At 73.8% G+C, this 23,864-nt stretch carries 15 protein-coding genes, 1 tRNA gene and 1 pseudogene; 6 read left to right on the top strand and 11 right to left on the bottom strand.

What is annotated here, in order from left to right; genetic code table 11:
* Positions 1–201: 201 nt before the first annotated feature.
* The 4 genes from SNA_RS24830 to SNA_RS24845 all read right to left on the bottom strand — a co-directional run bounded on the left by SNA_RS24830 (position 202) and on the right by SNA_RS24845 (position 6,323).
* A complete protein-coding gene (locus SNA_RS24830) occupies positions 202–1,503 on the bottom strand; it encodes an MFS transporter (RefSeq protein WP_030066510.1) in 1,302 nt (433 codons plus the stop codon).
* An 87-nt stretch (positions 1,504–1,590) separates the two neighbouring features.
* A complete protein-coding gene (locus SNA_RS24835; protein ID WP_198535129.1) occupies positions 1,591–2,757 on the bottom strand; it encodes an amidohydrolase family protein in 1,167 nt (388 codons plus the stop codon).
* Positions 2,758–2,759: 2 nt separating this feature from the next.
* Positions 2,760–4,163, bottom strand: coding sequence for a type I glutamate--ammonia ligase (locus tag SNA_RS24840; RefSeq protein WP_044366869.1), 1,404 nt, complete (start codon positions 4,161–4,163; stop codon positions 2,760–2,762).
* Between the two features lie 84 nt (positions 4,164–4,247).
* Positions 4,248–6,323, bottom strand: a complete 2,076-nt coding sequence (locus SNA_RS24845) for a SpoIIE family protein phosphatase (RefSeq protein WP_030066513.1) — start codon at positions 6,321–6,323, stop codon at positions 4,248–4,250.
* A 180-nt stretch (positions 6,324–6,503) separates the two neighbouring features.
* On the opposite strand from SNA_RS24845, the gene SNA_RS24850 reads away from it, so the two are divergent.
* The 3 genes from SNA_RS24850 to SNA_RS24860 all read left to right on the top strand — a co-directional run bounded on the left by SNA_RS24850 (position 6,504) and on the right by SNA_RS24860 (position 11,384).
* Positions 6,504–10,259, top strand: coding sequence for a wHTH domain-containing protein (locus SNA_RS24850; RefSeq protein ID WP_052808983.1), 3,756 nt, complete (start codon positions 6,504–6,506; stop codon positions 10,257–10,259).
* Positions 10,260–10,318: 59 nt separating this feature from the next.
* Positions 10,319–10,651, top strand: coding sequence for a DUF427 domain-containing protein (locus SNA_RS24855; protein WP_030066518.1), 333 nt, complete (start codon positions 10,319–10,321; stop codon positions 10,649–10,651).
* Positions 10,652–10,871: 220 nt separating this feature from the next.
* Positions 10,872–11,384, top strand: coding sequence for a DUF309 domain-containing protein (locus SNA_RS24860; protein ID WP_037790364.1), 513 nt, complete (start codon positions 10,872–10,874; stop codon positions 11,382–11,384).
* Positions 11,385–11,405: 21 nt separating this feature from the next.
* Here the strand turns inward: SNA_RS24860 and SNA_RS24865 are convergent, their stop codons facing one another.
* The 5 genes from SNA_RS24865 to SNA_RS24885 form a co-directional block, all read right to left on the bottom strand.
* Positions 11,406–12,629: a D-alanyl-D-alanine carboxypeptidase family protein gene (locus SNA_RS24865; RefSeq protein ID WP_078970176.1), complete on the bottom strand. Its 1,224-nt coding sequence runs from the start codon at positions 12,627–12,629 to the stop codon at positions 11,406–11,408.
* A gap of 223 nt (positions 12,630–12,852) precedes the next feature.
* Positions 12,853–14,106, bottom strand: a complete 1,254-nt coding sequence (locus SNA_RS24870; RefSeq protein WP_030066521.1) for a cytochrome P450 family protein — start codon at positions 14,104–14,106, stop codon at positions 12,853–12,855.
* A gap of 114 nt (positions 14,107–14,220) precedes the next feature.
* Positions 14,221–15,465, bottom strand: a complete 1,245-nt coding sequence (locus SNA_RS24875; RefSeq protein ID WP_030066523.1) for an MAB_1171c family putative transporter — start codon at positions 15,463–15,465, stop codon at positions 14,221–14,223.
* Positions 15,458–16,195 (bottom strand): hypothetical protein, encoded by a 738-nt coding sequence (locus SNA_RS24880; RefSeq protein ID WP_044366870.1) that lies wholly within the window; start codon positions 16,193–16,195, stop codon positions 15,458–15,460. Before SNA_RS24880 ends, SNA_RS24875 begins: the two co-directional genes overlap by 8 nt.
* A complete protein-coding gene (locus tag SNA_RS24885; protein ID WP_030066526.1) occupies positions 16,185–16,676 on the bottom strand; it encodes a helix-turn-helix domain-containing protein in 492 nt (163 codons plus the stop codon). The genes SNA_RS24880 and SNA_RS24885 overlap by 11 nt, the downstream gene beginning before the upstream one ends.
* Before the next feature lie 290 nt (positions 16,677–16,966).
* Here SNA_RS24885 and SNA_RS24890 point away from each other — a divergent pair, with 290 nt between their 5' ends.
* A complete protein-coding gene (locus tag SNA_RS24890; protein ID WP_063752633.1) occupies positions 16,967–18,619 on the top strand; it encodes a carboxylesterase/lipase family protein in 1,653 nt (550 codons plus the stop codon).
* Positions 18,620–18,672: 53 nt separating this feature from the next.
* Here the strand turns inward: SNA_RS24890 and SNA_RS24895 are convergent.
* Positions 18,673–18,746 (bottom strand) — tRNA-Pro (locus SNA_RS24895).
* Between the two features lie 127 nt (positions 18,747–18,873).
* On the opposite strand from SNA_RS24895, the pseudogene SNA_RS24900 reads away from it, so the two are divergent.
* Positions 18,874–19,277: pseudogene (locus SNA_RS24900) on the top strand (hypothetical protein); the annotation flags it as partial.
* A gap of 15 nt (positions 19,278–19,292) precedes the next feature.
* Here the strand turns inward: SNA_RS24900 and SNA_RS24905 are convergent.
* Positions 19,293–20,216, bottom strand: a complete 924-nt coding sequence (locus tag SNA_RS24905) for an alpha/beta fold hydrolase (protein WP_044366871.1) — start codon at positions 20,214–20,216, stop codon at positions 19,293–19,295.
* 198 nt (positions 20,217–20,414) lie between these two features.
* On the opposite strand from SNA_RS24905, the gene SNA_RS24910 reads away from it, so the two are divergent.
* Positions 20,415–23,606 carry an amidohydrolase family protein gene (locus SNA_RS24910; RefSeq protein WP_030064283.1) on the top strand — a complete coding sequence of 1,064 codons (3,192 nt, stop codon included), beginning with the start codon at positions 20,415–20,417 and terminating at the stop codon, positions 23,604–23,606.
* Positions 23,607–23,864: the final 258 nt, after the last annotated feature.

Genomic DNA, 23,864 nt, shown 5'->3' on the forward strand with positions numbered 1-23,864 from the left:
CGCGGCGCGGCGCTGCCGGGGCGCTGTCCCGGGCCCACGACGGGCGCGGGCGGACGGCGGCCGTGGCCCCCGGCGGCGTGGACCAGGACCTGCTGCGCCTGGGACACCGCAAGGTACGGCGGCCGCCCTGTCCCTTCACGACGAGGGCCTCGACGAGCCGGACCTGACGGCGGTTCTGCCGTAGCGGGCGGGGATACGGCCCTACGGCTGCGGATCCCGTGCGTCGTAGCGGGCGAAGGCGCGGCGGCCGAGGCCCAGGAGGGCGACGGTCAGGACGCAGGCCAGGCCGCCGCCGATGACCGCGGTTTCCGGGGAGGTCAGGTCGGCGGCCGAGCCGGTGAGGAAGTCGCCCAGGCGCGGGCCGCCGGCGACGACCACGATGAAGACGCCCTGGAGGCGGCCGCGCATCCGGTCCGGTGTGGCGGCCTGGAGCATGGTGCTGCGGAAGACCATCGAGACGGTGTCGGCGCAGCCGGCGACGGCGAGGAAGAACAGGCCGAGCCACAGGTGGCGGGAGAGGCCGAAGCAGGCGATGGCCGCGCCCCAGGAGGCGACCGCGAGCAGGATGGCCAGGCCGTGGCGGCGGATACCGCCGAGCCAGCCGGAGAACAGCCCGCCCAGGACGGCGCCGACGGCGGGCGCGGCGACCAGCAGGCCGACGGTCTTGGCATCGCCCGCGAACCAGAGGACGGCGACCGCGGGGAACAGGGCACGCGGCTGGGCGAGCACCATCGCGGCCATGTCGGAGAAGAACGTCATCCGCAGGTTGGGGCGGGTGGCGAGGAAGCGCAGACCGTCCAGGACGGAGGCGCGGCGGCGGGCGCCGTCGCCCTGGTCGGGGCGCATGGAGGGCAGGCGCCACATGGCGTAGAGGGAGGCGCTGAAGGCGGCGACGTCGATGAGGTAGGCGGCCTGGTATCCCCACAGGCCGACGATCACGCCGCCCAGCATCGGGCCGCCCATCAGACCGAGGTTGCTGGTCAGCGAGTTGAGGGCGTTGGCGGCGGGCAGCTGCTCGGTGGGCAGCAGCCGGGGGATCATCGAGCTGCGGGCCGGGGAGTTCATCGCGAAGCAGACGGCCTGGAGGGCGACGACGGTGTAGAGCAGCCAGACGCGGTGGTAGCCGGCGAGTGCGGCGGTGGCCAGGACGACGGAGAGCACGGTCGCGCCGGAGGCGCTGAACAGGCCCAGTGTGCGCCGGTCGACGGTGTCGGCGATGGCGCCGCCGTAGAGCCCGAAGACGACCAGGGGGACCAGGGAGCACAGGCCCACCAGGCCGACCGAGAAGGTGGAGTGGGTCAGGGCGTAGACCTGGAGGGAGACCGCGAGGGCGGTCATCTGCTGGCCCATCCAGGAGACGGTGTTGCCGCACCACAGGCGGCGGTAGTCGGGCGAGGTGCGCAGCGGGGTCAGATCGGCGAATATCCGGGAGCGGGCGGGTATATGGGGCTCTTCGGGGCTCTTGGGTGAGCGGTTGCCGTCCGAGGTCGTTGTAGATGCCACGCGGCGCAGTAAAGCACGCGGCGGGGGTGCGGCGGACGGCAGGGCGAAAAGAGGCGCTCGCCGGGTGCGCCCCTTACCGGGGCGCGCTCATGGCGAGGCCGTGGCGGCTTCGAGGCCGTAGACCCGTCGCGCGTTGTCCGCCGCGATCATCGCGCCCACCCGCCGGGCGTCGTCGGCGGACCAGGCGCCGGTGGCCGTCCAGTCGCCGAGGACGGCGGCGAGGGCGGTACGGAAGAGGGCGCTGCCGACCAGATAGAGCTCGGGCAGGCCGTAGGCGTCGGTGGAGAAGAGGAGTTTGGCGAAAGGGGCGAGTTCGAGGAATTCGGCGAGGACGGCGGTGGCGCGCGGGCCGGTGTGGGTGAGGGCGAGGCCGACGTCGGCGTAGACGTGCGGGAAGACGCTCGCCAGGTAGGCGGCCTGGCGGTGGTACGGGTAGCAGTGCAGCAGCACCAGGTCGGTGCCGGTGCCGGCGGTGGCCTTGACGAGGTCGGTCAGCAGGGCGGGGTCGGCGTGGTCCAGGCGCAGGTCGGGGTCGCCGAAGCCGGTGTGCAGTTGGAGCGGGCGGCCGGTGGCGACGGCCTGCCAGACGAGGTGGCGCAGCAGGACGGGGTCGGCGAGGCGGGGCAGTCCGGCGGCCATCCAGTCGCGTACGGCGCGGTGCACCTCGTGCGGGGGCGGGGGCAGCGGGTCGAGGGCGAGGCCGTGGCGGTAGGCGGCGACCGATTTGAAGGCGACGGCGGTGCGGGCGGCGTCCTCGATCGCGGTGCCGAGGGCGTCGGTGAACTCCTCGGCGTCGCGCGCCCCGATCGCGGTGCGTTCGGCCAGCGCTTCCAGGCGGACGACCTCGTATCCGGTGCCGCCCGCGGCGCGGGCGGTCTCGGCGGGGCCGGTGAGGTCGCCGGGCAGGCCGGTGTCGAGGAGGTAGGCGCCGATGCCGGTGGCGCCCAGCAGACGGCGGCGGGTCTCGTCGGGGCCGAGGGCGCGGCGGCGGGCCAGATAGTCGTCGGGCGGGCAGTGGGCGGGCAGGTCGAGCAGCGGCGGGCACCAGCGGCGTACGGCGAAGCCGGTCTGGGTGTCGAAGAAGGTGGTGCCCGCGGCGGGCGGGCGGTCCGATTCGGTGAGGTAGGCGGCGAACGTCCCGGGGGCGGGTTCGTAGCGGAGCACGCCGTGGCAGTGGTGGTCCACCAGCGGCGGCAGGTCCAGCCCGGCGCCCTCGTCCGGGCCGGGCTCCGGCCCCGCGGTGTGCGCCGCCATGGTCACCAGCGCCAGCGGGTCGCGGCGGCCAGTTCCTCGGCGTCGACGTCGGCGAACCGGGTGTCCTCGGCGCGCCGTACGGCCAGCACCGCGCCGTGCAGCACCTTGCCCATCGCCTCGTGCAGCGGGCCCGACTTCTCGAAGCGGTCGGTGGCTTCGGAGAGCGTGCCGGGCAGCCGGACGATGCCGCGCCGGGCCCGTTCGCGGACGCCGAGGGTGCCCGGGTCCTCGGTCTCGGGGGCCGGGAGACGGGCGCCGGTCTCGATGCCGTGCAGTCCGGCGGCGATCACCGAGCCGACGACGAGGTAGGGGTTGGCGGCGCCGTCGAAGGTCTTGAGCTCGGCGCTGCCGCCGTCGGGGTCGTCGGGGGCGCCGGGGATCAGCCGCAGCGCGGCCTCGCGGTTCTCGACGCCCCAGCACTGGTAGATCCCGGCCCAGCGGGAGGGCTGGAGCCGCAGATAACTGGCGGGTGAGGGGCAGCCGATGGCAAGGAGGGCGGGCAGCGCGCCGAAGGTGCCGGCGAGGAAGGCGACGGCGTCGGGGGCCAGGCCCCAGGGCGCGTCGGGGGTGCGGTGCAGGCTCGCGCCCGCGCGGTTGAGGCTGAAGTGGAGGTGGCAGCCGTTGCCGACCGCTCCGGCGACGACGGCCGGGGCGAAGGAGGCGCGCAGCTGGTGCCGGGCGGAGACGGCGCGGACGGTCTCCCGTACCAGAACGGCGTCGTCGGCGGCGCGCACCGGGTCGCCGGGGGCGCAGCTGACCTCGAACTGGCCGGGGGCGTACTCGGGATGGATCTGGTGGACCTCGATGCCCTGGACGGTGAGGGCTTCGGTGACATCGCGGAGGTAGTCGGAGAGTTCCACGATGCGGGTCATGCCGTAGGCGGGGCCGGAGCAGGGGTAGTCCAGCGGCTCGTACGCATCGTCCTCGGCCGGGTCGTGGCCCTGGGGGGCGCGGGTGACCACCCACTCGGTTTCGAAGCCCATGCGCAGGTCGAGGCCGGCGGCGGTGGCGCGGTCGGCCATGGCGCGGGCGAACTGCCGCTGGCAGGCGGGGTGCGGGGTGCCGTCCTGGTCGTAGCGGTCGGCCGGGGCCCAGGCCCAGCCGGGCTGTGCGGCGAGCACCGTGAGCCGCTCCAGGTCGGGGAAGAGCCGCAGATCGCCGGCCGGGCCGCCGAGATGGTCGGATTCGGTGATGGCGTCCTCGGAGGTGAAGACGTCGAAGACGGGCGACATGCCGACCCCGTGCCGTACGGCGTGCGCCAGCCGCTCGGCCGGAATGGCCTTGGCGCGGGTGATGCCCGCGTTGTCCACCCAGGTCAGCGCGAGGGTGCGGACGCCCTCGGCATGCAGCCGGGCCGCCGCCTCGCGGACGTCACCGCGCTGTTCCGCATCCGCCGGCGATCCCATATCCGTCCTACCGTCCTCGCGTGGCCGTGCCGGTTGCTCGGCGCCCGAAAACCGCCGATGGCGGTGCGGCCGAGCGCCGTGCCGTCAGAGGCAGTTGAACTCGCACCATACGCACTTTCCGGTGCCGCGCGGTTCCACACCCCAGACATCCGCCAGCCTGTCCACCAAGAGCAGCCCGCGCCCGGAGACCCCGGCCTCGCCCGGTTCGCGGCGGCGGGGCAGGCTGCTGGAGTGGTCCTCGACCTCCAGGCGCAGCCGTCGCATGGCGCTGTGCGGCATGCGGATGTTGACGATCGCCTCGCCGTCGGTGTGCAGCAGGGCGTTGGTGATCAGCTCGTCGGCGACCAGCTCGATCTCCTCGGAGCGTTCGCGGGCGCCCCAGGCCCGTACGGCGGCGCGGATCATGTGGCGGGCGGCGGAGAGCGCGTCGGGGTCGGCGGGGGGAATGTGCTGGCGGAAGCGGCCGACGGTGTCGTGCTCGGGGGTGCCCAGGCGCCGGAGCAGCAGCAGCGCCATATCGTCCTCGCCGGCCGATTCGCCCCGGGCCCCGTCCACCGACTCGCAGAGTGCGTCGGCCAGTTGCTGGACGTCCTGCGGTCCGTCGCGGACCACGCGGGCCAGGTCCCGCATGCCGTCGTCGAGGTCGATGCCGGGCTGTTCGACCAGTCCGTCGGTGCACAGCACCAGGGTGTCGCCGGGGGCGAGGTGGACGGTGGTGACGGGGTAGTCGAGCCGTATGAATTCCGAGGCGATCCCCAGGGGCAGCCCGCCGGCCACCGGCAGGCGGCGGCAGATGCCCTCGGCGTGCCGCACCATCGGATCGATGTGCCCGGCGCGCACGATCCGGGCCGCCCCCGTGCTCAGGTCCGCATCGACATACGTACAGGTGGCGAAGCGGTCGGTGTCGAGTTCGTTGAGGAAGGCGGAGGCGCGGGCCATGACGGTGGCGGGGGCGTGGCCTTCGGCGGCGTAGGCGCGCAGGACGATCCGCAGCTGGCCCATGAGGGCGGCGGCGTGGGTGTCGTGGCCCTGGACGTCGCCGATGACGGCGGCGACCCGGCCGTCGGGCAGCGGGATGACGTCGTACCAGTCGCCGCCGATGTCCCGGCCGACCCCGGCGGAGCGGTAGCGCACGGCCACCTGGGCGCCGGGCACCCCGGGGATCCGGCGCGGCAGCATGGCCTGCTGGAGGTCCGCGGCCAGGCTGTGCTCCTGGTCGTAGAGCATGGCGCGGGCCAGGCTCTGGGCGATGCTGCTGCCGAGCGCGAGCAGCACATTGCGCTCCTGGTCGCGAAAGTCGCTCTCGCGCGCGTAGAACACCCCGATGACGCCGATGGGCCGGCCCTGGGCGATCAGCGGCAGATAGGCGGCGGAGCGGATGTTCAGCGGCTCGATGGCGTGCCACAGCCGCGGGTAGCCGTACTGGAACTCGGCGCGGGTGCGCACATAGCGCGGGGTGAGGGTGCGGACGACCTCGCTCATGGGGAAGTGGTCGCCGACCCGGGTGTATTCGAGGTCCGGGACGAAGCTGCCCGCCTTGCCCTCCGACACCAGCCGGATACGGCCGGCCTCGACCAGTCCGAGGATGACGTTCTCGGCGCCCAGCCGTTCCAGGCCCTGCTCGTTGGCGAGCGCGGCGATGACCTCGCCGACCGACCGGGCGTGGGCCAGGGCGGCGGTGGTGCGCTCGACGACGCTGGTGTGCCGGCGCCGCTCCTCGTCGACGGCGAGGCGTTCCGCCGCGTGGGTGTATTCGTGGCTGGCGTCCCGGAAGATGCCGATGATCCGGCGGGGACGGCCGGTGGGGTCGCGGCGGATACTGCCCTGGGCGTGGGTCCAGCGCAGTGTGCCGTCGCGCATCCGGACCCGGAAATAGGCGCCGTAGGAGTCGCTGCCGTCCTTGAGGGCGCGGGCCACGAGGGCGTCCAGCCGGGCCGCCTCATGGGCCGGCAGCCGGCCGCTGAGGGACTCGGGACGGTCGTCGTACTCGGCGGGGCGCAGGTCGAAGACCTCAAGGGCGGGCGGATCCATGTGCATCAGCCCGCTGTCGAGGTCCCAGTCGAAGCCGCCCATGCCGTTGAGAGCCAGGGTCAGGTCCGGGTGGGCGGGCCAGTCGTCCGGCACCGACACGGTGGGGTGCTTCGCTCCCCGGTCAGCCATGTCGTCACTTTGCCACATTCCACCGCCTTTCTGCTGCTCCAGGGGATATGGCCGCCCAACGACCAAGGGCGACCGGATCATCACGTACCGTGTCCCCGGCCGGGGCCGCCTCGTCCGGACCTCCGGGCCGGGCGCCGGTCCTAGGCTGTCCCACTGAGCCGAGGGAAGGGCGCGGGCGCGATGCGCGAGCAAGGGGAGACCGGGGGCGGGGACGCCGGGGTGCCGCGGAACGCGGAGACCTGGAACACGGTGTCGGGCGGCACGGTGGCGGGCCCGGTGGTCCAGGCCCAGCACATCGGGCAGCTGTCGATCCATCAGGCCGCCCCGCCCCCGCCCCCCTCGCCCGCCGAGGATCCCTGGGCGCGGCTGGCCGCCGACTCCCCCGTGTGGGACCACGTCCCCCAGGGCCGCGACGCCGCCCCCTTCCGCGAGTGCGTGGCCGCGGCCGCCGCCCGCCTGGCCGAGCAGCGCGACCTGGCGGAACGGCTGCTGGCCGCCGACCCCTGGCAGGACCCCGGACTGCCCGCCCGGTTCCTCGACCGCATCGAATGGCTCCTGGGCGAGCCGGGGCGGGGCCCGGCCCTCGATCTGTACCCGGCCGAGGCGGCACTGCTGGTCCTCACCCCGTTCCTCTACCGCCTCCATACGCTGCGCCGTGCCGTGCGGGCCGCCGTCGACCCGTCCCCACCGGAGGCCGACGAGGCCCGCGCGTCCTTCGAGACCTACGCCGAGGAGCACGCCCTGTTACGCAAGCGGGCCCTGCTGCATCCCGAGGCGGCGGCGCCGATCCACTGGTGGCTGCGGCACCGCTGGCTCGCCCAGCGCACCGACTTCGGCGACCCGGAGGCCGTCCGGGAGCTCCTCGCCCTCGTCCCGGACGCCGCACGGGCGCTCGGTGACGCCCTCGACCCGCTCCGGGTGAGCCGGCTGCTGCACGGGCTGCGCCGCGGCCCCGGTGTCTGCAATCCCGAATACCTCGACCTGCTCCCGGCGGACGACCGGGTCGTGGGCGGTCCGCGCCATCAGCGCATCCGCGACCGCCGCCTGTGCCTGCTGCTCGCCCTGGCCTACGGCACGTCCGTCGAGATGACGGCCCTGCCGGACATCGTCGCGGAACATCTGGGCGTGCCCCATCCCGTCGATCCGGCGCAGCTGCGTCGGACACTGGACGCATCCGGCTGGGGCGGCTCCCCCGATCTGCCGGTCCTGCGGGCGCAGTGCCACCACGAGGCCGTCATCGAGGCGCTGCGCGCCTACACGGTGCGCGCCGACGACCTGCTGCACGCGGTCCACCGCACCGTCCACGACCGCGTCACCGAGCCGCTGCCGCCGCTGCCGACCCGGCTGTCGGCGGACGGTGTGGTCCCGGCCGCAGGGGTCCTCAAGGGCTGGGCCGGCTTCCGTCTCGACGAGCACCGGGTGCGCGACCTCCTGATGGGCGTCCAGCTCTACAAGGACCCCGAACTCGCCCTCCGCGAGCTCTACCAGAACGCCCTCGACGCCTGCCGCTACCGCCGCGCCCGCACCGCGTATCTGGACCGTACGGAGCCGGCCGCGTATGCGTACGAGGGGCGTATCGCCTTCGCGCAGGGCGTGGACGAGGACGGCCGGGAGTATGTCGAATGCCGCGACAACGGCATCGGCATGGGCGATGCCGAGCTGCGCGGGGTGTTCTCGCATGCCGGGGCGCGGTTTGCCGAACAGCCGGACTTCAAGCTGGAGCAGGCGGACTGGCGGCGGCTGGACCCGCCGGTCCCGTTCTTCCCCAACTCCCGTTTCGGGATCGGCGTGTTGAGCTATTTCATGCTGGCCGACGAGATCCGGGTGCGGACCTGCCGGATGGGGCGGGACGGTACGCCGGGGCCGCAGCTGGAGGTGTCGGTCTTCGGCCCGGGGCATCTGTTCCGGATCGTGGAACGGGCGCCGCGCGGCGAGGAACCGGGGACGCGGGTACGGCTGTATCTGCGGGACACGGAGGAGCGGGCGCCGGGCTGGTCGTGCGTCGACGGGCTCGAACGGGTCCTGGGGATCGCGGAGTTCCCCACGGTCGCCCGGCACGGGCGGCGGATGAGCGTCTGGCCGGCGGGTGAACTCAAGCCCAGGGAAGGCGCTGCGGGGGAGCGCTTCGGCCTCAACGCCCATCACAGGACGGTCCGTTGGCGCGAGGCGCCCGACGGCGTCCAGGTCGTGTGGTGCGAGCGCGGCGGCGGGGTGCTGGTCGACGGTCTGGTGGTCCACCCGGCCGTCCGGCGCGGGGTGCTGTCGCAGACCGGCCCGGGGCTGACCGGTGCGGTGGTGAATCTCTCCGGCGCCTTCGCCCCGGAACGGCTGTCGGCCGACCGGACCGAGATCCTCGACGAGGTGTCGGACACGGTCCGGGAGGTGCTGGCGGAGGCGGCCCGCGATCTGGTCGCCACGGAACAGCAGCTGCCCACCTTCGACTGGATCAGCTCGGTGGCCGAGCACAGCGTGCAGCTGGCGGATGTGGTGGCGGCGGCGACCGCCGCGGCGGGCCGGCGGCTGACTGCCGACCGCTGGAACTTCGACACCGCGCGCACCGGGTGCCTGCCGGGAGATCCGTTCTTCCTGGAGGCCGGGCCGCTGCGCGTCGAACGCTATCCGATGTGGACGAAGGTGGACGGCGCGCCGTACGACCACGTGCTGCTGTGGCGGATCCTCGCCCACCGCCCCAACCCGGTCTTCGACACGCTGGCCGCGTTCCACCCCGATCTGCGCACGGTCGACGCCGTCCTGCCGGCGCTGCCCTCCGACCAGCTCCTACTGGCCCACCGCAGGCCCGGCCAACGCCACTGGACCTGGATCCAGCACGCCGGAGCGATGCAGCAGGCGGCCCTGGAGAGGGCTGCGGCCCGGCTGGGGCCGGAGGCGGTCCGCCGGCGGGCGGCCGCGCTCGGGCTGCCGCTCACCCCGTCCCCGGCGGCCGCACCGGCCCACGCCCGTAACGACCGGCCCGATGTGCTGCTGCTGCGGGATCTGCGCGACCCCGGCCCCGACCTGCGGCAGTGGCTCGACCCCGAGGAGCCCGTGCCGCCGGGCCACCTGGCGCAGGCGGCCTGCGCGCTGGGCATCCCGCTGCCGGAGATCGCCGCCGTGCTGCGCCGCTACGGGTTCGAGGCACGGCCGGGCCCGCTGCCCGACGTGCCCGACGAGGCCGCGCTGACGCTGCTCAGCGCGGACGCGAACGGGTGCTGGCCCTGGCTGTCCCCGGCGGAGCCGGTCCCCGCCGGCCATGTCCTCTCCGCCGCGCGGAAACTGCACCTCGCACCGGGAGACGTCCTGGAGCGGCTGATCCGCTACGGCTTCCGGCCGCCCGACCCGTTTCCCGCCGACGCCTGCGATGCGGACCGGCCCCTGCTGCCCTGGCGCGCCCAACCGGTCACCTACGAGCGCCTCTTCCACGGCGCGCGCACGACCGGCCGCTCCCTGGAAGAGGTCCTGACCCGGCTGCGGGCGTACGGGATCGAGGTCCCGCTGCGCCTGCCGCACCCCCGTACCGCGCTGGACGACGAGTTGCTCAGCCCGGACGGGCCCTGTGCCGGCTGGCGGGTGGACCCGGCCGAGGTGCTGCCGTTCGCCCGTGCCGTGGTGGCCTCGCAGGACGTGCGGGCCGCCCCGGAGGACATCGCGGCGCGCCTGGCCTCCTACGGCATCCGGATCTCCGGCGAGGGGCTGCCCGACGGCCTGTCGTACGGCCGGGCCCTCACCCTGCTGTCCTTCTACGGCTCCTGGCACAGCGGTACTCCGGTGACCCTCCAGGCCCTGCTTCCGCTGACCGCCGCCATGGACGCCTCCCTCGCCCAGGTCATCGCCTGGCTGACCGCGCTGGGCATCCCCGTCGCGGACATCGGCGAGACCCTGCGCGGCGCGCTGGCCCGTGTCCCGCTGCTCGACGCCGCCGGTGCCACCCTGGAGTGATACCTGAAGTGCCCACCTGGACCGGACCACCGCCCGCCCACCACCCGAAGGACGTCACCATGCCCGCCGCCCCCGGCCACCGCATCGAGATCACCCAAGGCACCGACCCGGTCCGCGTCGTGGTCAACGGCCAGATCCTGGCCGAATCGCGCCGCCCCCTCCTCCTCTCCGAGACCGGCTACCCCACCCGCTACTACCTCCCGCCCGAGGACGTCCGTACGGACCTGCTCACCCCCTCCGCCACCCACACCGTCTGCCCCTTCAAGGGCACCGCCTCCTACTGGTCGCTGCCCGGCGGCCCGGAGGACGTCGCATGGGCCTACCCCGAGCCGCACACGGAGGTCGCGCGGATCAAGGACCATCTCTGCTTCTACGAGGTGGAGCAGGGCTGAGACGCGGACGGACGCTACACCGCACAATCGAAGGGTGAACGGCACCGAGAAGACCCCCGACCAGTCCGGCGCGCCCGTCCCGGGCGGCGATCCGGCGTGCCGGCTGCACCTGGTGTGCGAGGAGTGCGGCCGGGTGCGGGAGCGGCCGGACGGCGGGGGGTGCGAGCACTGCGGCGCCCCGGCGGCGGAAACCGGGGCCGATACGGCCGAGGAGCCAGCCGTGTCCCCTGGTTCTGCGGCCTCCCGCACCCAGGGCAGGGACCGGGACGAGCAGGGACGGGCCCGTAACGCCCGCCCGCGCGACGGGCTCGGGCGGCCGTTGCCGTACGGCTCCCCCGGTGTGGCGCGGCAGCCCGAGGGCGTGCCCCGTACGCCCGCCCAGACACTGACCGAGGCGCAGCGGCTGCTGGACGACGGGATGCCCTTCCATGCGCACGAAGTCCTGGAGGACGCCTGGAAATCGGCACCGGAGGCGGAGCGCGGCCTGTGGCGGGGGCTGGCGCAGCTCGCGGTGGGCCTCACCCACGCGGCGCGGGGCAATGTCACGGGCGCCGGGGCGCTGCTCGACCGGGGCGCGAAGGCCCTCGCCCCGTACGCGGCCACCGGCCCCTACGGCATCGACGTCGCCGGACTGATGGGCTGGGCGCGCCGGGTGGCGGGGAGCCTGGACGGGCGCGACACGCCGGTGTCGGCGGCCGGGACGGCGCCGCGGCTGCGTACCGGCGGCGCCTGACCCGGCCCGGCTCCCCGCGTCCTACGCCTCCCCCTGCGGCCTCCCGCGGCGCCGGCCCTGGCGTCGCCAGGCCAGCGTGCCGGCCACGGCGAGGATGACCGCGCCCACGCCGCCTCCCCAGATCGCGGCGGCGGAGTTCCCGGCATCCTGTGCGCCCTGCGCCATTCCGGTGCCGGCGGCGGGCCGGCGTATGTCGGCGCGGTGTCCGGAGCGGTCCCGGGCGCGGTACGGGGAGCGGTCGTCGGGGAGGGCCGGCACGGCGTGCAGGGTGTCGATCGGGCGGGCCTTGCCCACGCTGTCGAAGCCCCAGTCGAGCAGGGCACCCGCCTCCTTGTAGACGGCGTTGTACTCGCCCGAGCTCGGGTGCATCACGGTGACCAGCAGGGTGCGGCCGTCCCGGCGGGCGGCGGCCACGAGGGTGTTGCCCGCGTGGCTGGTGTAGCCGTTCTTGACGCCGATGATGCCGGGGTAGCGGGTCATGCCGTGGGAACCGGCCAGCAGCCGGTTGGTGTTCTCGATCCGGGTGATGCCGTCGGGGGTGGGGAAGTGCGCGCTGGCGGTGGCGCAGTAGCGGGCGAAGTCGGGGTTGGCGAGACCGGCGCGGCCGAAGACCGTGAGGTCGTACGCCGAGGAGACCTGGCCGGGCGTGTCGTAGCCGTCCGGGGACTTGACCGTCGTGTCGCGGGCACCGAGCCTGCCGGCGGTCTTCTGCATCTCCTGGGCGGTGGCGTCCCAGCCCCCGTTCATCGACGCCAGAACGTGCACGGCGTCGTTGCCGGAGCGCAGGAAGACCCCGCGCCACAGATCCGCGACCCGGTACTGTCCGCCCTCCTTGACGCCGACGAGGCTGCTGCCGTCCGCGACGCCCTGGAGGTCGGTGGCATTGACGTGGTGGACGGAACCGGCCTCGAACTTCGGGAGCACGGTGACCGCGAAGAGGGTCTTGAGGGTGCTGGCCGGGGGGAGCTTGCGGTGCGGGTCCTTGGCGGCCAGCACATCGCCGGTGTCCGCGTCGGAGACCATCCAGGACCGGGCCGAGAGCCCGCCCGGCAGCTCGGGCACATCGGGGGCCTCGCCGACCCGGACGCCCGGTCCGTATGCGGCGGGCCGTCGGCTGTCGGGCCCGGCGGCCGCGGGGCGGTCCGTGGGGCGGGCCGTGGCAGGTATGGACGTGAGGGAGATTCCGGCGAGCGCGAGCGCCGCGATGGCGGCGGCCTTCCTGGAATACAGCGCGTCGGTTGCCATGCCGTCACGCTATGAACGGCCGTTGCGGCCCGCAGCGTGGATGCGCCAGACGGGCCACGGGAGGGCCGGCCGCCCGGCGTGTCGCGGCCGGGAGGACAGCCGGGGTGGCGCGCCGTCGCCCGCCGGGCCGGGCCGGTCGCAGCTGCAAACAAAGGACCCGCCCGGTGCGACGGGGGATGCACACCGGGCGGGTCTGAGACCTTTTTACCGCATCCGGGAGCGGTTACGCCTCAAAAACTTGTTCGTTTCTCGATTCCCAGGCCACGGGCAGCGAAATCAGGCCATGTGCGCGCAGCGTGCGCCGACGCCGAAGTTCGCCCTGCGGAACGGCCAGGCGCAAGCCCGGGAAGCGGGCGATCAGCGCCCCGAGCGCGGTCGCGGTCTCCATACGGGCCAGCGGCGCGCCGACGCAGTAGTGGATGCCGTGGCCCAGCGCGAGGTGCCCGGAGAGGTCCCGGCCGTGGTCGAAGGCGTCCGGATCCGGGAAGCGGGCCGGGTCACGGTTCGCGGACGCGATGCCGAGCAGCACGCTGTCGCCGGCCGCGATGCGGACGCCGCCGATCTCCAGGTCCTCCTTGGCGAAGCGGCGGATAGCCAGCGGCGCCGGGCCGGAATGACGCATGAACTCCTCCACGACAGCGGGGAGTTCGGCCGGATGACGCCGCAACCGAGCGAGTCGGTCGGGGCGTTCGAGCAGGCCGAGGGTGGCGTTGCCGATGAGGTGGACCACGTTCTCGTACCCGCCGAAGAGGATCAGGAAGGCGAGCGAGGTCAGTTCGTCCTCGGTGAGCCGGTCGCCGTCCGTCCCGGTGGCGTCGTCGCGCACCGCAATCAGATCCGAGAGCAGATCGTCGCCCGGTTCCGCGCGCTTGGTCTTGATCAGACCGGTGTAGAACTCCAGCATCGCCCCGACCGCGTCCCGCATCGCCTGGGGTTTGGCGGGATCGGGGGTGACCAGGGCGTCCGTCCAGGCGCGGAAGTCGTGCCGGTCGCTCTGGGGGATGCCGAGCAGATCGCAGATCACGATGACCGGCAGCGGTCCCGCGAAATCGGCGATCAGATCCGCCGGCCCGCCGCGCTCCTCCATGGCGTCCAAGAGCCTCTCGGCGACCCGGTGTACGGGGTCGCGCAGCGCCTCGACCCGGCGCGGGGTGAACGCCTTCACCACCAGCCGACGGATCCGGGTGTGGTCCGGCGGGTCCATGTTCATCATGTTGGCGTCGAGCGCGGGCGGCAGCGCGAAACCCCGGTAACCGCCGGGCGCGGCATGCTTCTTGTCCAGGGACAGCCGCGCATCGGCGAACGCGCTGCGCACGTCGTCGTAGCGGGTGACCAACCAGGCGGGGTGCCCGTCCGGCCCGGTGATCCGGTGCACCGGTCCGGACTCGCGCAGCGCGGCGTACGCGGCGTGCGGATCGTCGAGGAGGGGCGTCACGTCGATGGGGGCGTCGGGGCCGGTCTCGGCGGTGTTCTGCATGGGGCTCGACTCTAGATCCGGACGGGCGCCAGTGGGCGCGGTGGGCGGGGGACGACGGGGAGGGTGGCCCGGACCCCCGTGCCGGGCCACCCCGTCTGGGGGATCGCGCCGCCGCTAGGGGCGCGATACGGCGCTGCGCTGGCGCAGCTCGGTGAGCACCGTCTCCACCAGTGGCGAGTGATAGACGTCGGCGACCAGCGCCAAGTGCTCGTATTCCGTGGAGAGTTCGACGGCTTCACCGGTGCCGGACGAACCCGCGGACGTCCCGGTGGTGACCACCACGCTGTCGGCGCCATGGGCCGGCACATGGCCCACCGCGCGGTTCTCCAGCCCGCGGCGGAGCGCGACCGCCTCGGCGACGGCGGCCAGCTGGCGGTCGTCGAGCGAGACTCCGCGGGCGCGCTCGCGGGCGACGTCGACGGCGTCGGACTCGACATGGCGCCGGATGCCGCGCTGGACGTCGCGGATCTCCGCCATCTGCCGGTTGGCGCGCCATTCGAGGTCGGCGAACGGCCAGCGGGCGGTCCAGCGCAGGCGTTCCATGGTGACCTCGGGGGCCTGCGCGGTGACGGTCCGCCAGAGCGGGGAGAGCCGGCGCAGTCGGCGCCAGGCGGCGGCGCGGGGACCGGCGGCGGGCAGGGCGAAGCCGGTGAGGACGAGGATCGCCGCGACCGAGGCGCTCAGCGGGGCCACGCCGTTCGAGAGCCAGGGCGCCGGGTGGCCCGCCCAGGACAGGCCGAAGCCGACGACCTTGAAGGTGCAGTAACACAGGCCGAGTCCGCAGCCCCCGGCCAGCACCCGTAGGCCCCGGGCGAGCCAGGACCGGCCGAGCTGGGCGGCGTAGCGCGAACAGAGCGCGGCCAGGCCCGCCAGGCTCGACCCGAAGATGGCCAAATACAGCACCAGGAAGAGCATGACGCCCGGGGAGTTGGTGTATGCGGTGCTGAAGTCACGCGGGTGTTCCACGGTATCGGGGCGGCCGATCGCGAAGCCGGCGACGGCCACCGCCCACAGCGCGGCCACACCCCCGACGGCGGCGCGCGCCCTGGCCCGAGCGCGGGCCCGCGCGGCCTCGCCCTCGCCGGCCGTCCAGCGCAGCAGCAGGACGAGCGCGCCCGCGGCGAAGACCATGACGGAGGAGTAGAGGAAGACCATCGCGAGGTTGGCGACGCCGACCAGGCGGTCGAACCCGCGGTAGAGGCTGGGCGCGGAGAAGAGGAAGACGGTCGCCACGCCGCCCGTCATCACACACGTCAGCCCGAGGTCGGCGTTGCCGCGGTCGCGGAACCAGGCGGCGGCCTTGTAGGCGACGAGCGCCCAGGAGAGCGCGGCGAAGGAGAGATAGATGACGTCAAACACGCTGCGGTCCCCCGTCGTCGGCCGCGGTCTCGTCCTGCCCGGACGTGCCCTGTCCCGGCCCGTCCCCCGCGGCCTCGTCCTGCTGCTTGCGGATGTGCTGGAGCGCGGGCCCGAGGGCCGCGGCCAGTTCGGCCGCCTTTCCCACCAGCGGGAGTTCGCGCTCCCCGGCCGACGGCGCGACCCGCTCCATCAGCAGCGTGCCCAGCACCTCGGTCTCCCGTTCGGCGAGGTTGTCGTAGCCGTGGTGGCGGGCGAGGCCCGCCGTCAGCCCCATCCGGCGCATGGCGGTGGCCACATCGACGGACGGGGTCCAGATCCGCAGGGCGTCCTCCGTCATGGCCGGATCCTGCGCATGGCCCAGCAGCAGGTGGCTCAGCTCGTGCAGCACGATGTGCGCCTGGTGCCACGGGGACGTCCGGAGCTCGAAGAGGACCCAGTAGCCGTCGTCGGTGGAGGCCGTCATGCCCGAGACCACCCCGCCGAGGCTCATCGGCACCATATGGACGGGCCGGGCCACCTGCGTGGCGACGATGTCGCACATCCCCCGCAGATCCACGGCGGCGGGCAGCGCCAGCTCCTTGATCAGCCGCTTGCACCGCCGGCGTATCTGCCCCACTCGCATGCTCGTCCCGTCCTCACGTCCGGCCCGTCGCCAGAAGGCGAAGATCTCGTCCGGCCCTGCGGCCCGCAGAGCATCGCCCACCGGCTCCCGTATCGGATCACTCCCCATGACGCTCACCGCCCCGCTCCGGCGGATCGGGCGGCAGGTTCATCTGCCGCCGGAACTGGCAGATGATCGTCGACAGGCTCTCCTGCACCTCCGGCGGCAGCCCGACCGAGCGCAGGGCGATCGCCCGCACCCGCTGGTCGCGCATCGCCGCCAGAAAGCGGACCTCCTCCTCCACCCGCGCGACCTGCGGCTGCGAGAGGTCGCCCAGCAGATAACCGACCGGTACGGCAAAGAACTTGGCGAGGGCGCGCAGCAGCTCCGGACCGGGGTTGGTGCGGCGGCCGTTGCGCAGCATCGACAGATACTGCTCGGTGACCTTGGCCCCGCCGTACTCGGCCGCCTGGCGGCTGATCTCCTCGGCGACAAAGGCGTTGGTGTACGGGGCCCCGGCCGGATGCATATGCGCGAAGAGATGGTTGAGGCGCTCCGCGAGCGCGCCGCTGCCCGCCTCCTTGGACCGGCCGTCCCCCGCTGCCGTCATGCCACCGTTCCGCCTTTCGGACTCTCGCGGTCCCGCACCGCGGCCCAATGGGCCTGGCCCAACGAACAGTTAAGGCAGTCAAGGGCGCCGGAACCTCTCTGCGCCATCCTTCCACGCGACGTACGCGCCGCACCAGTCCACTTACGGACAGTGAGGAGCGCGGACTTAACCGGGAGTTGAGTTCACGCTGTGCGTACGACGCGGCCCTGCCCGCGGCCCCGTACGCCCCTCGCCTACGATCGACACAGCACACGCCGTCACCGCCCCCCACACGGAAGCGACCATCCGTCATGACCAGTTCGCGCCCGTCGGATACGCACACCGTCACCACGACGGGAGGCGATGTCCGCGGGGTCCTGCACGACGACCCGCGCCGGATGCCTGCCGGTCCGGTGGCGGCCTTCCAGGGCATTCCGTACGCCGCGCCGCCGGTCGGCGGCCTGCGCTTCGCGCCCCCGGAGCCACACCGGGGCTGGACCGGCGTCCGCCCCGCGGCGCGCCCCGGGCCCGCCGTACCGCAGCTCCCCTCCGCGCTGTCCTGGCTGACCGGTCAACCCACGCCGGAGTGGTCCGAGCACGGCTGCCTGACCCTCAACGTCTGGAGCCCGGCCGACGCGGTGCGCGGCGCACGGCCCCGCCCGGTGCTGGTGTGGTTCCACGGCGGCGCCTTCGCCGGCGGCTCCAGCGGCACCGAATGCTACGACGGCGCCCGCCTGGCCGCGCTGGGCGACATCGTCGTGGTCACGGCCAACTTCCGTATCGGTCCGCTGGGTTACCTCCACCTCCCGGAGATCGGCGCGGACAACGCCGGGCTGCTGGACCAGATCGCGGTGCTGCGCTGGACGCGGGAGAACATCGCGGCGTTCGGCGGCGACCCGGCGCAGCTCACGGTGGGCGGCCAGTCCTCCGGCGCCTATACGGCCCTGCTGCTGGCGCTCTCCCCCGAGGCCGGTCCGCTGATCCGGCGCGTGATCGCCCAGAGCGCTCCGCTCAACCTCCCCGCTCAGGATCCCCATCAGGCCGCCGAGTCCACCGCCGGGTATCTTCGGGCACTGGACGTCCCCGCAGGCACCGGCCCGACGCAGACGGCAGCCGCGCTGCGCAAACTCCCCGTGGAGCAACTGCTGGACGGCTACCGCACGGTGCGCGCCGAGGCGCTGCGCGCCGGGCGCACCGCGCCGCCGATGTACCCGGTCCTGGGCGGGGCCGCGCTCCCCCGGCCGCCGTTCGATGCGGTCGCGGACGGCGCACTGCACGGCACCGACGTCCTGGTCGGCACCACGGCCGACGAGATGACCGCCTTCCTCACCCACGACGACCGCATCCGCACGGCGGACCGCGCGGCGGCGGTGGGCATGCTGACCACCTGGCTGGGCGGCGACCGGGACCGGGCGGAGGAGACCTACGTCCGGTATACGGCCCGGCGGCCCGGCGGCACTCCGGCGCGGATCCTCACGGACGTCGCGAGCGACCTCCACTGGCGCTCGGGCGTCACCGACCTCGCCGAACGACGTTCAGGGCCGGGCGACTTGACGTACGTCTACCGCTTTGACCGGTGCCCTTACGGGGAGGGGGACAACCTGACCGGTAACGGGGACGGCCACGACGAGAACGGGGGCCGGGGCGACGGATCCATAGGCACCATCGACTCCGTCGGCGCCTCGCACTGCGCCGAACTCCCCTTCCTCTTCGGCAGTTTCGCCGCCTACCGCGGCAGCACACTGCTGGGCGCCCTCGGCGGCCCCGACGACCCCCGCCGGCTCCGGGCCGAGGCACTCTTCCACAGGTTCGCCGGGGCCCTTGCCGCCTTCGTCACCACCGGCTCACCGAACGGCGCGGGCCTCGCCCCCTGGCCGCCGTACATCGAGGGCGCGGACGAGGGCGGCGTCCGGTCGTTCGACGAGGGCGAGCCGGAGCACCCCGCGCAGGCCACCCGGCCATGAGAAAAGGTCCGCCGACCTGGGATTTCCCCAGGCCGACGGACCTTGCTCGTCCGTCGGGACGACAGGATTTGAACCTGCGACCCCTTGACCCCCAGTCAAGTGCGCTACCAAGCTGCGCCACGTCCCGATTGCCCGCTTCGGCCGGAAAAAGTCCCGTACCGGGCGTGCACGAGAACAATACCCCATGTCAGAGGGTGCGTGCCGCCATATTCCGGTACGGCGGGCCGACGGGGGCGGGGGCGCGGCCGCCGCCGGTGCCGCCGGGCGGCGGGCCGGCGCTCACCGGGCTGCGCCCCGTGGTGCACACCTTCGCCGGCTTCCTGGTGGAGCGGCCCTTCGAGCAGGTCAAGCTGGACTTCGGCCACCAGGGCGTGGGCGGGGTACTGGTGAGCGCCGGCGGCTCGTACGAGTGGCCCAGCGGCGGCTTCACCCATATGGCGCCGGGCGATATCGCGCTGCTGGACACCCTCGACGGCTGGACGGTGCATGTGCCCGGCTATCCGGACGAGGCCGAAACGCTGCTGCGGCACTCAGAAGCCCCCTAGGCGTGGGCCGCCAGGAGCTGCGCCGTTACGGGCAGATCGACGAGCACCTGGCGGCGCACGGGCTCGATCCGCACGGCCTGCGGGAGCGGATCGCGGGGTTCATGGGGAGGTAGGGCCTATCCGGTGGGTCAGATGCGCTTGTCCAGCCACGCCAGCAGATCGGCCTGGACCTCGTCCCGGTTCGTCTCGTTGAGGATCTCGTGGCGGGCGTCCGGGTAGGCCCTCCAGGTCAGGTCGCGGGTGCCGATATAGCGGAAGTCCTCCAGGAGTTCGTGGACGAGAGTCATGCCCTGGTGGCAGGGGTCCTGATCGCCGACGGCGATGTGGACGGGCAGGCCGCGGGGGATGCGGGCGAGGTCGGCGGGGTCGTTGATCTTGCGGATGGCGCGTACCCAGTCCAGGGCGAGACCGGCGCTGAAGGCGAAGCCGCAGTCGTCGTCGGCGACATAGCGGTCCACCTCGGCGCTGTCGCGGGAGAGCCATTCGTAGCCCGTGCGGTGCGGGAAGGCGTCGTTGAACGAGCTGAAGGTGCGCGGGATGAAGGGGGAGGGGTGGGCGCGGCCGTGCGTGGCGATCTCCCGCTCCAGTGCGTCGGCGGCGGCTTCGAGGTCCAGGCCGGGCAGGGTGCGGAAGGTGCCGGAGAGGATCAGGCCGGCGAGGTCGGCGCCGTACTCCTGGGCGTAGTCGCGGGCCAGCATCGCGCCCATGCTGTGGCCGAGCAGGACCAGGGGGATGCCGGGGTACTCGGCGGCGGTGTGGTCGCCGATGCCCTTGAGGTCGGCGACGGTCGCCCGCCAGGCGTCCTCGCCGACCACTCCGCGGCCCCCGGTGGCGGGTGCGGTGGCCCCGTGGCCGCGGTGGTCGGAGGCGAGGACGCCATAGCCGTGGCCGGTCAGAAAGCGGGCGAAGCGGTCGTAGCGCCGGGCGTGTTCCGCGGCACCATGGGCGATCTGGACGAGGGCGCGCGGCGGGCCGGACTCCGGCAGCCAGGTGTACCGGGCGATCCGGGCACCGTCGGGTGCCTGGTGGAAGTCCTGCCGCGGGGCCTGCATAGGGGCGTCTCCTGACTGCCGGGAAACGGTGGCGGGGAAAGCGGTGGCACAGAGTGGTCGGCGCCCACTCTTGCGCGAGCGGCGGCGCTACGTCCATGGGGCGCGCGCGGCGGGGTTGCCCCGGTGGGCGCGCGGCGTGACACGATCAGCCGGTTCTTCGCTGCCGCTGTGCCCCAACCCCCTTTTCCAGGAGGACCGTTGAACACCACCGACCATTGTGACGATGCGGGCCCGTTCCCCCTCTCCCGCCGCAGATTCCTCCAGGGCACCGCATCCGCGGCCGCCGTCGCCGGGCTGACGGGAGTCGCCGCCCCCGCCGCCTGGGCACAGGACGGCACCGCCCTCTCCTTATCCGCCGCCACCAATGGCGCGGCGTCCCTCTCCCCGTCCGGTGACCGGCTGGTCGCCGAGGTCCAGAACGTCCTGTGGTCGCTGCCGCGCACCGGCGGCGAGGCGGTGGCCCTGACGCCGCCCGACCTGGAACCCACCCGTCCGGTCCACTCCCCCGACGGCCGCCGGATCGCGCTCTGCGCCTACCGGGGCGGCTCCTTCCATCTGTGGCTGGTCGCCCCCGACGGCTCGGGCCTGCGGCAGCTGACCGACGGCCCCTGGGACGACCGCGGCCCCGCCTGGTCGCCCGACGGGACCCGGATCGCCTTCGCCTCGGAACGCGGCGGCGACGCGGCGGCGGGCGCCCCGTACCGGATCTGGGTGCTGGAGGTGGCGACGCGGCGGCTGACCCGGGTGACCGGGCTGCCCGGTCAGGACGGCCCGCACCAGGACGGCGCCTGGGAGGACTTCGATCCCTGCTGGTCGCCGGACGGCACGAGGATCGCCTTCGTCCGCGGCGCCGTCTCCGGGGCCGCGCTCGTCTCCCGTACGGTCGCCTCGGTGCCCGCCGACGGCGGCGGCGCGGTCCGTACCGAGCACACCGAAACGGCCGCCACCCAGGTGATGACCCCGGTCCTGTCCCCCACCGGGCGGCTGGCCTATCTGCGGACCACCGACTATCCGGGGCCGACCTGCACCCTGGTGGTCGACGGGGCACGGATCGACGTCACCGGGGACGTGGCGCCGGTGCCGCCGCGCTGGGTGACGCCGGACGCGCTGCTGCTGACGCTGGACGGGCACTTCCGGATCGTCCCGGTGGACGCTCCGCAGCGGGCCGAGACCATCCCGTTCCGCGCCGGGATGCCGCTGGACCGCCCCGAGTACCGCGTCAAGGACTACGGGTTCGAACGGACGGCGGCGGCGCCGGTGCGCGGGGTGCATCTGCCCGCGCTCTCCCCGGACGGCCGCATCGTCGCCTTCGCCGCGCACAACTCCCTGTGGACGGCGCCCACTTCGGGCGATGGTGCGCCGCGCCGGATCGTCCGCGCCGCGGCCACCCGGTACGTCCTCGCGCCGAGCTGGTCGCGCGACGGACGGGCGCTGGTCTATGCGGACGACCGGGACGGGCTGTTCGCCGTCCGCCGTCGCGAGATGGCCTCCGGCGAGGAGACCGAGCTGGCCACCGGGGGCCGGGTACAGCCGGCGCTGTCGCCGGACGGCGGTCGGCTGGCTGCGCTCGACATGGCGGGCAATCTCGTCGTACGGACCCTGGCGGACGGTACGGAGAAGGTGCTGGCCGCCCCGATGGGCGCGGGCGGGCTGCCGGGGCGGCCCAGCTGGTCGCCCGACGGCCGCTATCTGGCGTACTGCGACCGCAATCGCCTCAACCACCGCTTCCGCGAGGGCTACAACGTCATCCGGGTCCTGGACACCGAGACCGGAAAGGGGCGGCTGTATCCGCTCGCCGACCATGTCTCGCTCGCCGACCGCTATGACTCCGGGCCGGTGTGGTCCCCCGACGGCCGGTGGATGGCGGTGATCGCCGAGTCCGCGCTGTGGGTGCTGCCGGTACGGGCCGACGGCACACCGGACGGCGCGCCACGGCAGCTGACCGAGGAGAGCGCCGACCATCCGTCGTGGTCCGGGGATTCGCGCACGCTGCTGTACCTGTCGGCCGGGAAGCTGCGGCTGATCCCGGTGGAGGGCGGCCCGGCGCGGACCGTCCCGCTGTCGCTGAACCACCGCCCCGCACGCGCCCGGGACACCGTCGTCCACGCGGGCAGATTCTGGGACGGCACCGGAGAGCAGGTGCGCGAGGACGTCGATGTCGTCGTACGGGACGGGCGGATCACCGCGGTGGAACCGCACCGGCCGGCCCGGGGCCGGACGTCCCGCACGGTGGACGCCTCCGGACAGACCGTGCTGCCCGGCCTGTGGGACGCCCACACCCACCCCTGGCAGACGACCTACGGCGGGCGGCAGACCGCGCTCCAGCTGGCGTACGGGATCACCACGGCGGTCTCCTGCGGCGGTTTCGCGTACGAACAGGCCCGCCTCCGGGAAGCGGTGGCGGCCGGAGCGCTGGCCGGGCCGCGGCTGCTGACGAGCGGGGAGCTGCTGGACGGCGGGCGGGTGGCGTACAGCATGGGGCGGGCGCACCGGACCCGGGCGGGCCTGCGGCGTTCGCTGGCCCGGGGCGCGGCCCTGGACTGGGACTTCGTCAAGACCTATGTCCGGGCGCCGGGCTGGGTGATGGAGGAGGCGGCGCGTTTCGCGCACGAGCGGCTGGGGGTGCGGTCCGGCAGTCATCTGCTGACGCCCGGCGTCCAGCTCGGGCAGGACCTGACGACCCATCTCCAGGCCACCCAGCGCCTGGAGTTCGGGCACGCCGTCGCCGGCTCGGCACATTCCTACCAGGACGTCGAGGAGATCTACACCGGCGGCGCCGGATTCCACCTCCTCGCGACCCCGTTCTCGGCGGCCGCGCTGCTCGGCGACGATCCCTCGCTGGCGCAGGACGACCGGGTGGGCCGGCTGATGCCGCCGTGGGACAGCGCGCTCGTACGGGAGCACGCCGGAACGCCGCCCACCCCGGCGCAGCTGGCCGATATCGCGACCGAAGTGGCCATCTACCAGCGGGTTCTGGCCGGGGGCGGACTGGTCGCGCTGGGCACCGACCAGCCGCTGACCTCGGTGGGCCTGTCCCTGCATCTGTGTCTGCGGGCACTGCACCGCGGCGGGCTGAGCGTGGCCCAGACGCTGCGGACCGCGACCGCGCTGCCTGCGCGGGTGTTCGGCGCGCAGCGGGACCTGGGGACGCTGGAGGCCGGCAAGCTCGGCGATATGACGCTGGTGGACGGCGACCCGTTCAGCGACTTCGACTCCCTGGTGCGGATTGCGGCGGTGCTGCGCGGCGGACGGGTGATCGAGCGGCGCGAGCTGGTGGAGTCCTTCCCGGCGCCCGCGTCGCACTCCGACCGGGCTGTCGCCGCGGGCACCGACTGGCTGGAGGTGGGGCGGCAGCAGCGTCGCGAATCGTGCTGCCACACGGGGCACTGAACGGTACGAAACGGTTCGGGAGCGCCGGGGAGGCGCGGGGTGGCGCGGCTGTGGCACCGTCCGCGGCCGCGCCACCGGCGTTCGCCGGGTGGGGGCTCGAAAGGGGGAGTGCGCCGTGCGCGCACGCCTCAACTCCTGTGTGAATTGCTACCAGTTGATGTTTTGAGCGGCCCGCAGTAGGTATGCCAACGGGTATTGCACGCAGTAAGCGACAGATCACGTTCCGGAATGGTGGGGTAGACGGCATCGCCAGTGCCG

The organism is Streptomyces natalensis ATCC 27448, from assembly GCF_000935125.1.
Lineage (GTDB): Bacteria > Actinomycetota > Actinomycetes > Streptomycetales > Streptomycetaceae > Streptomyces > Streptomyces natalensis.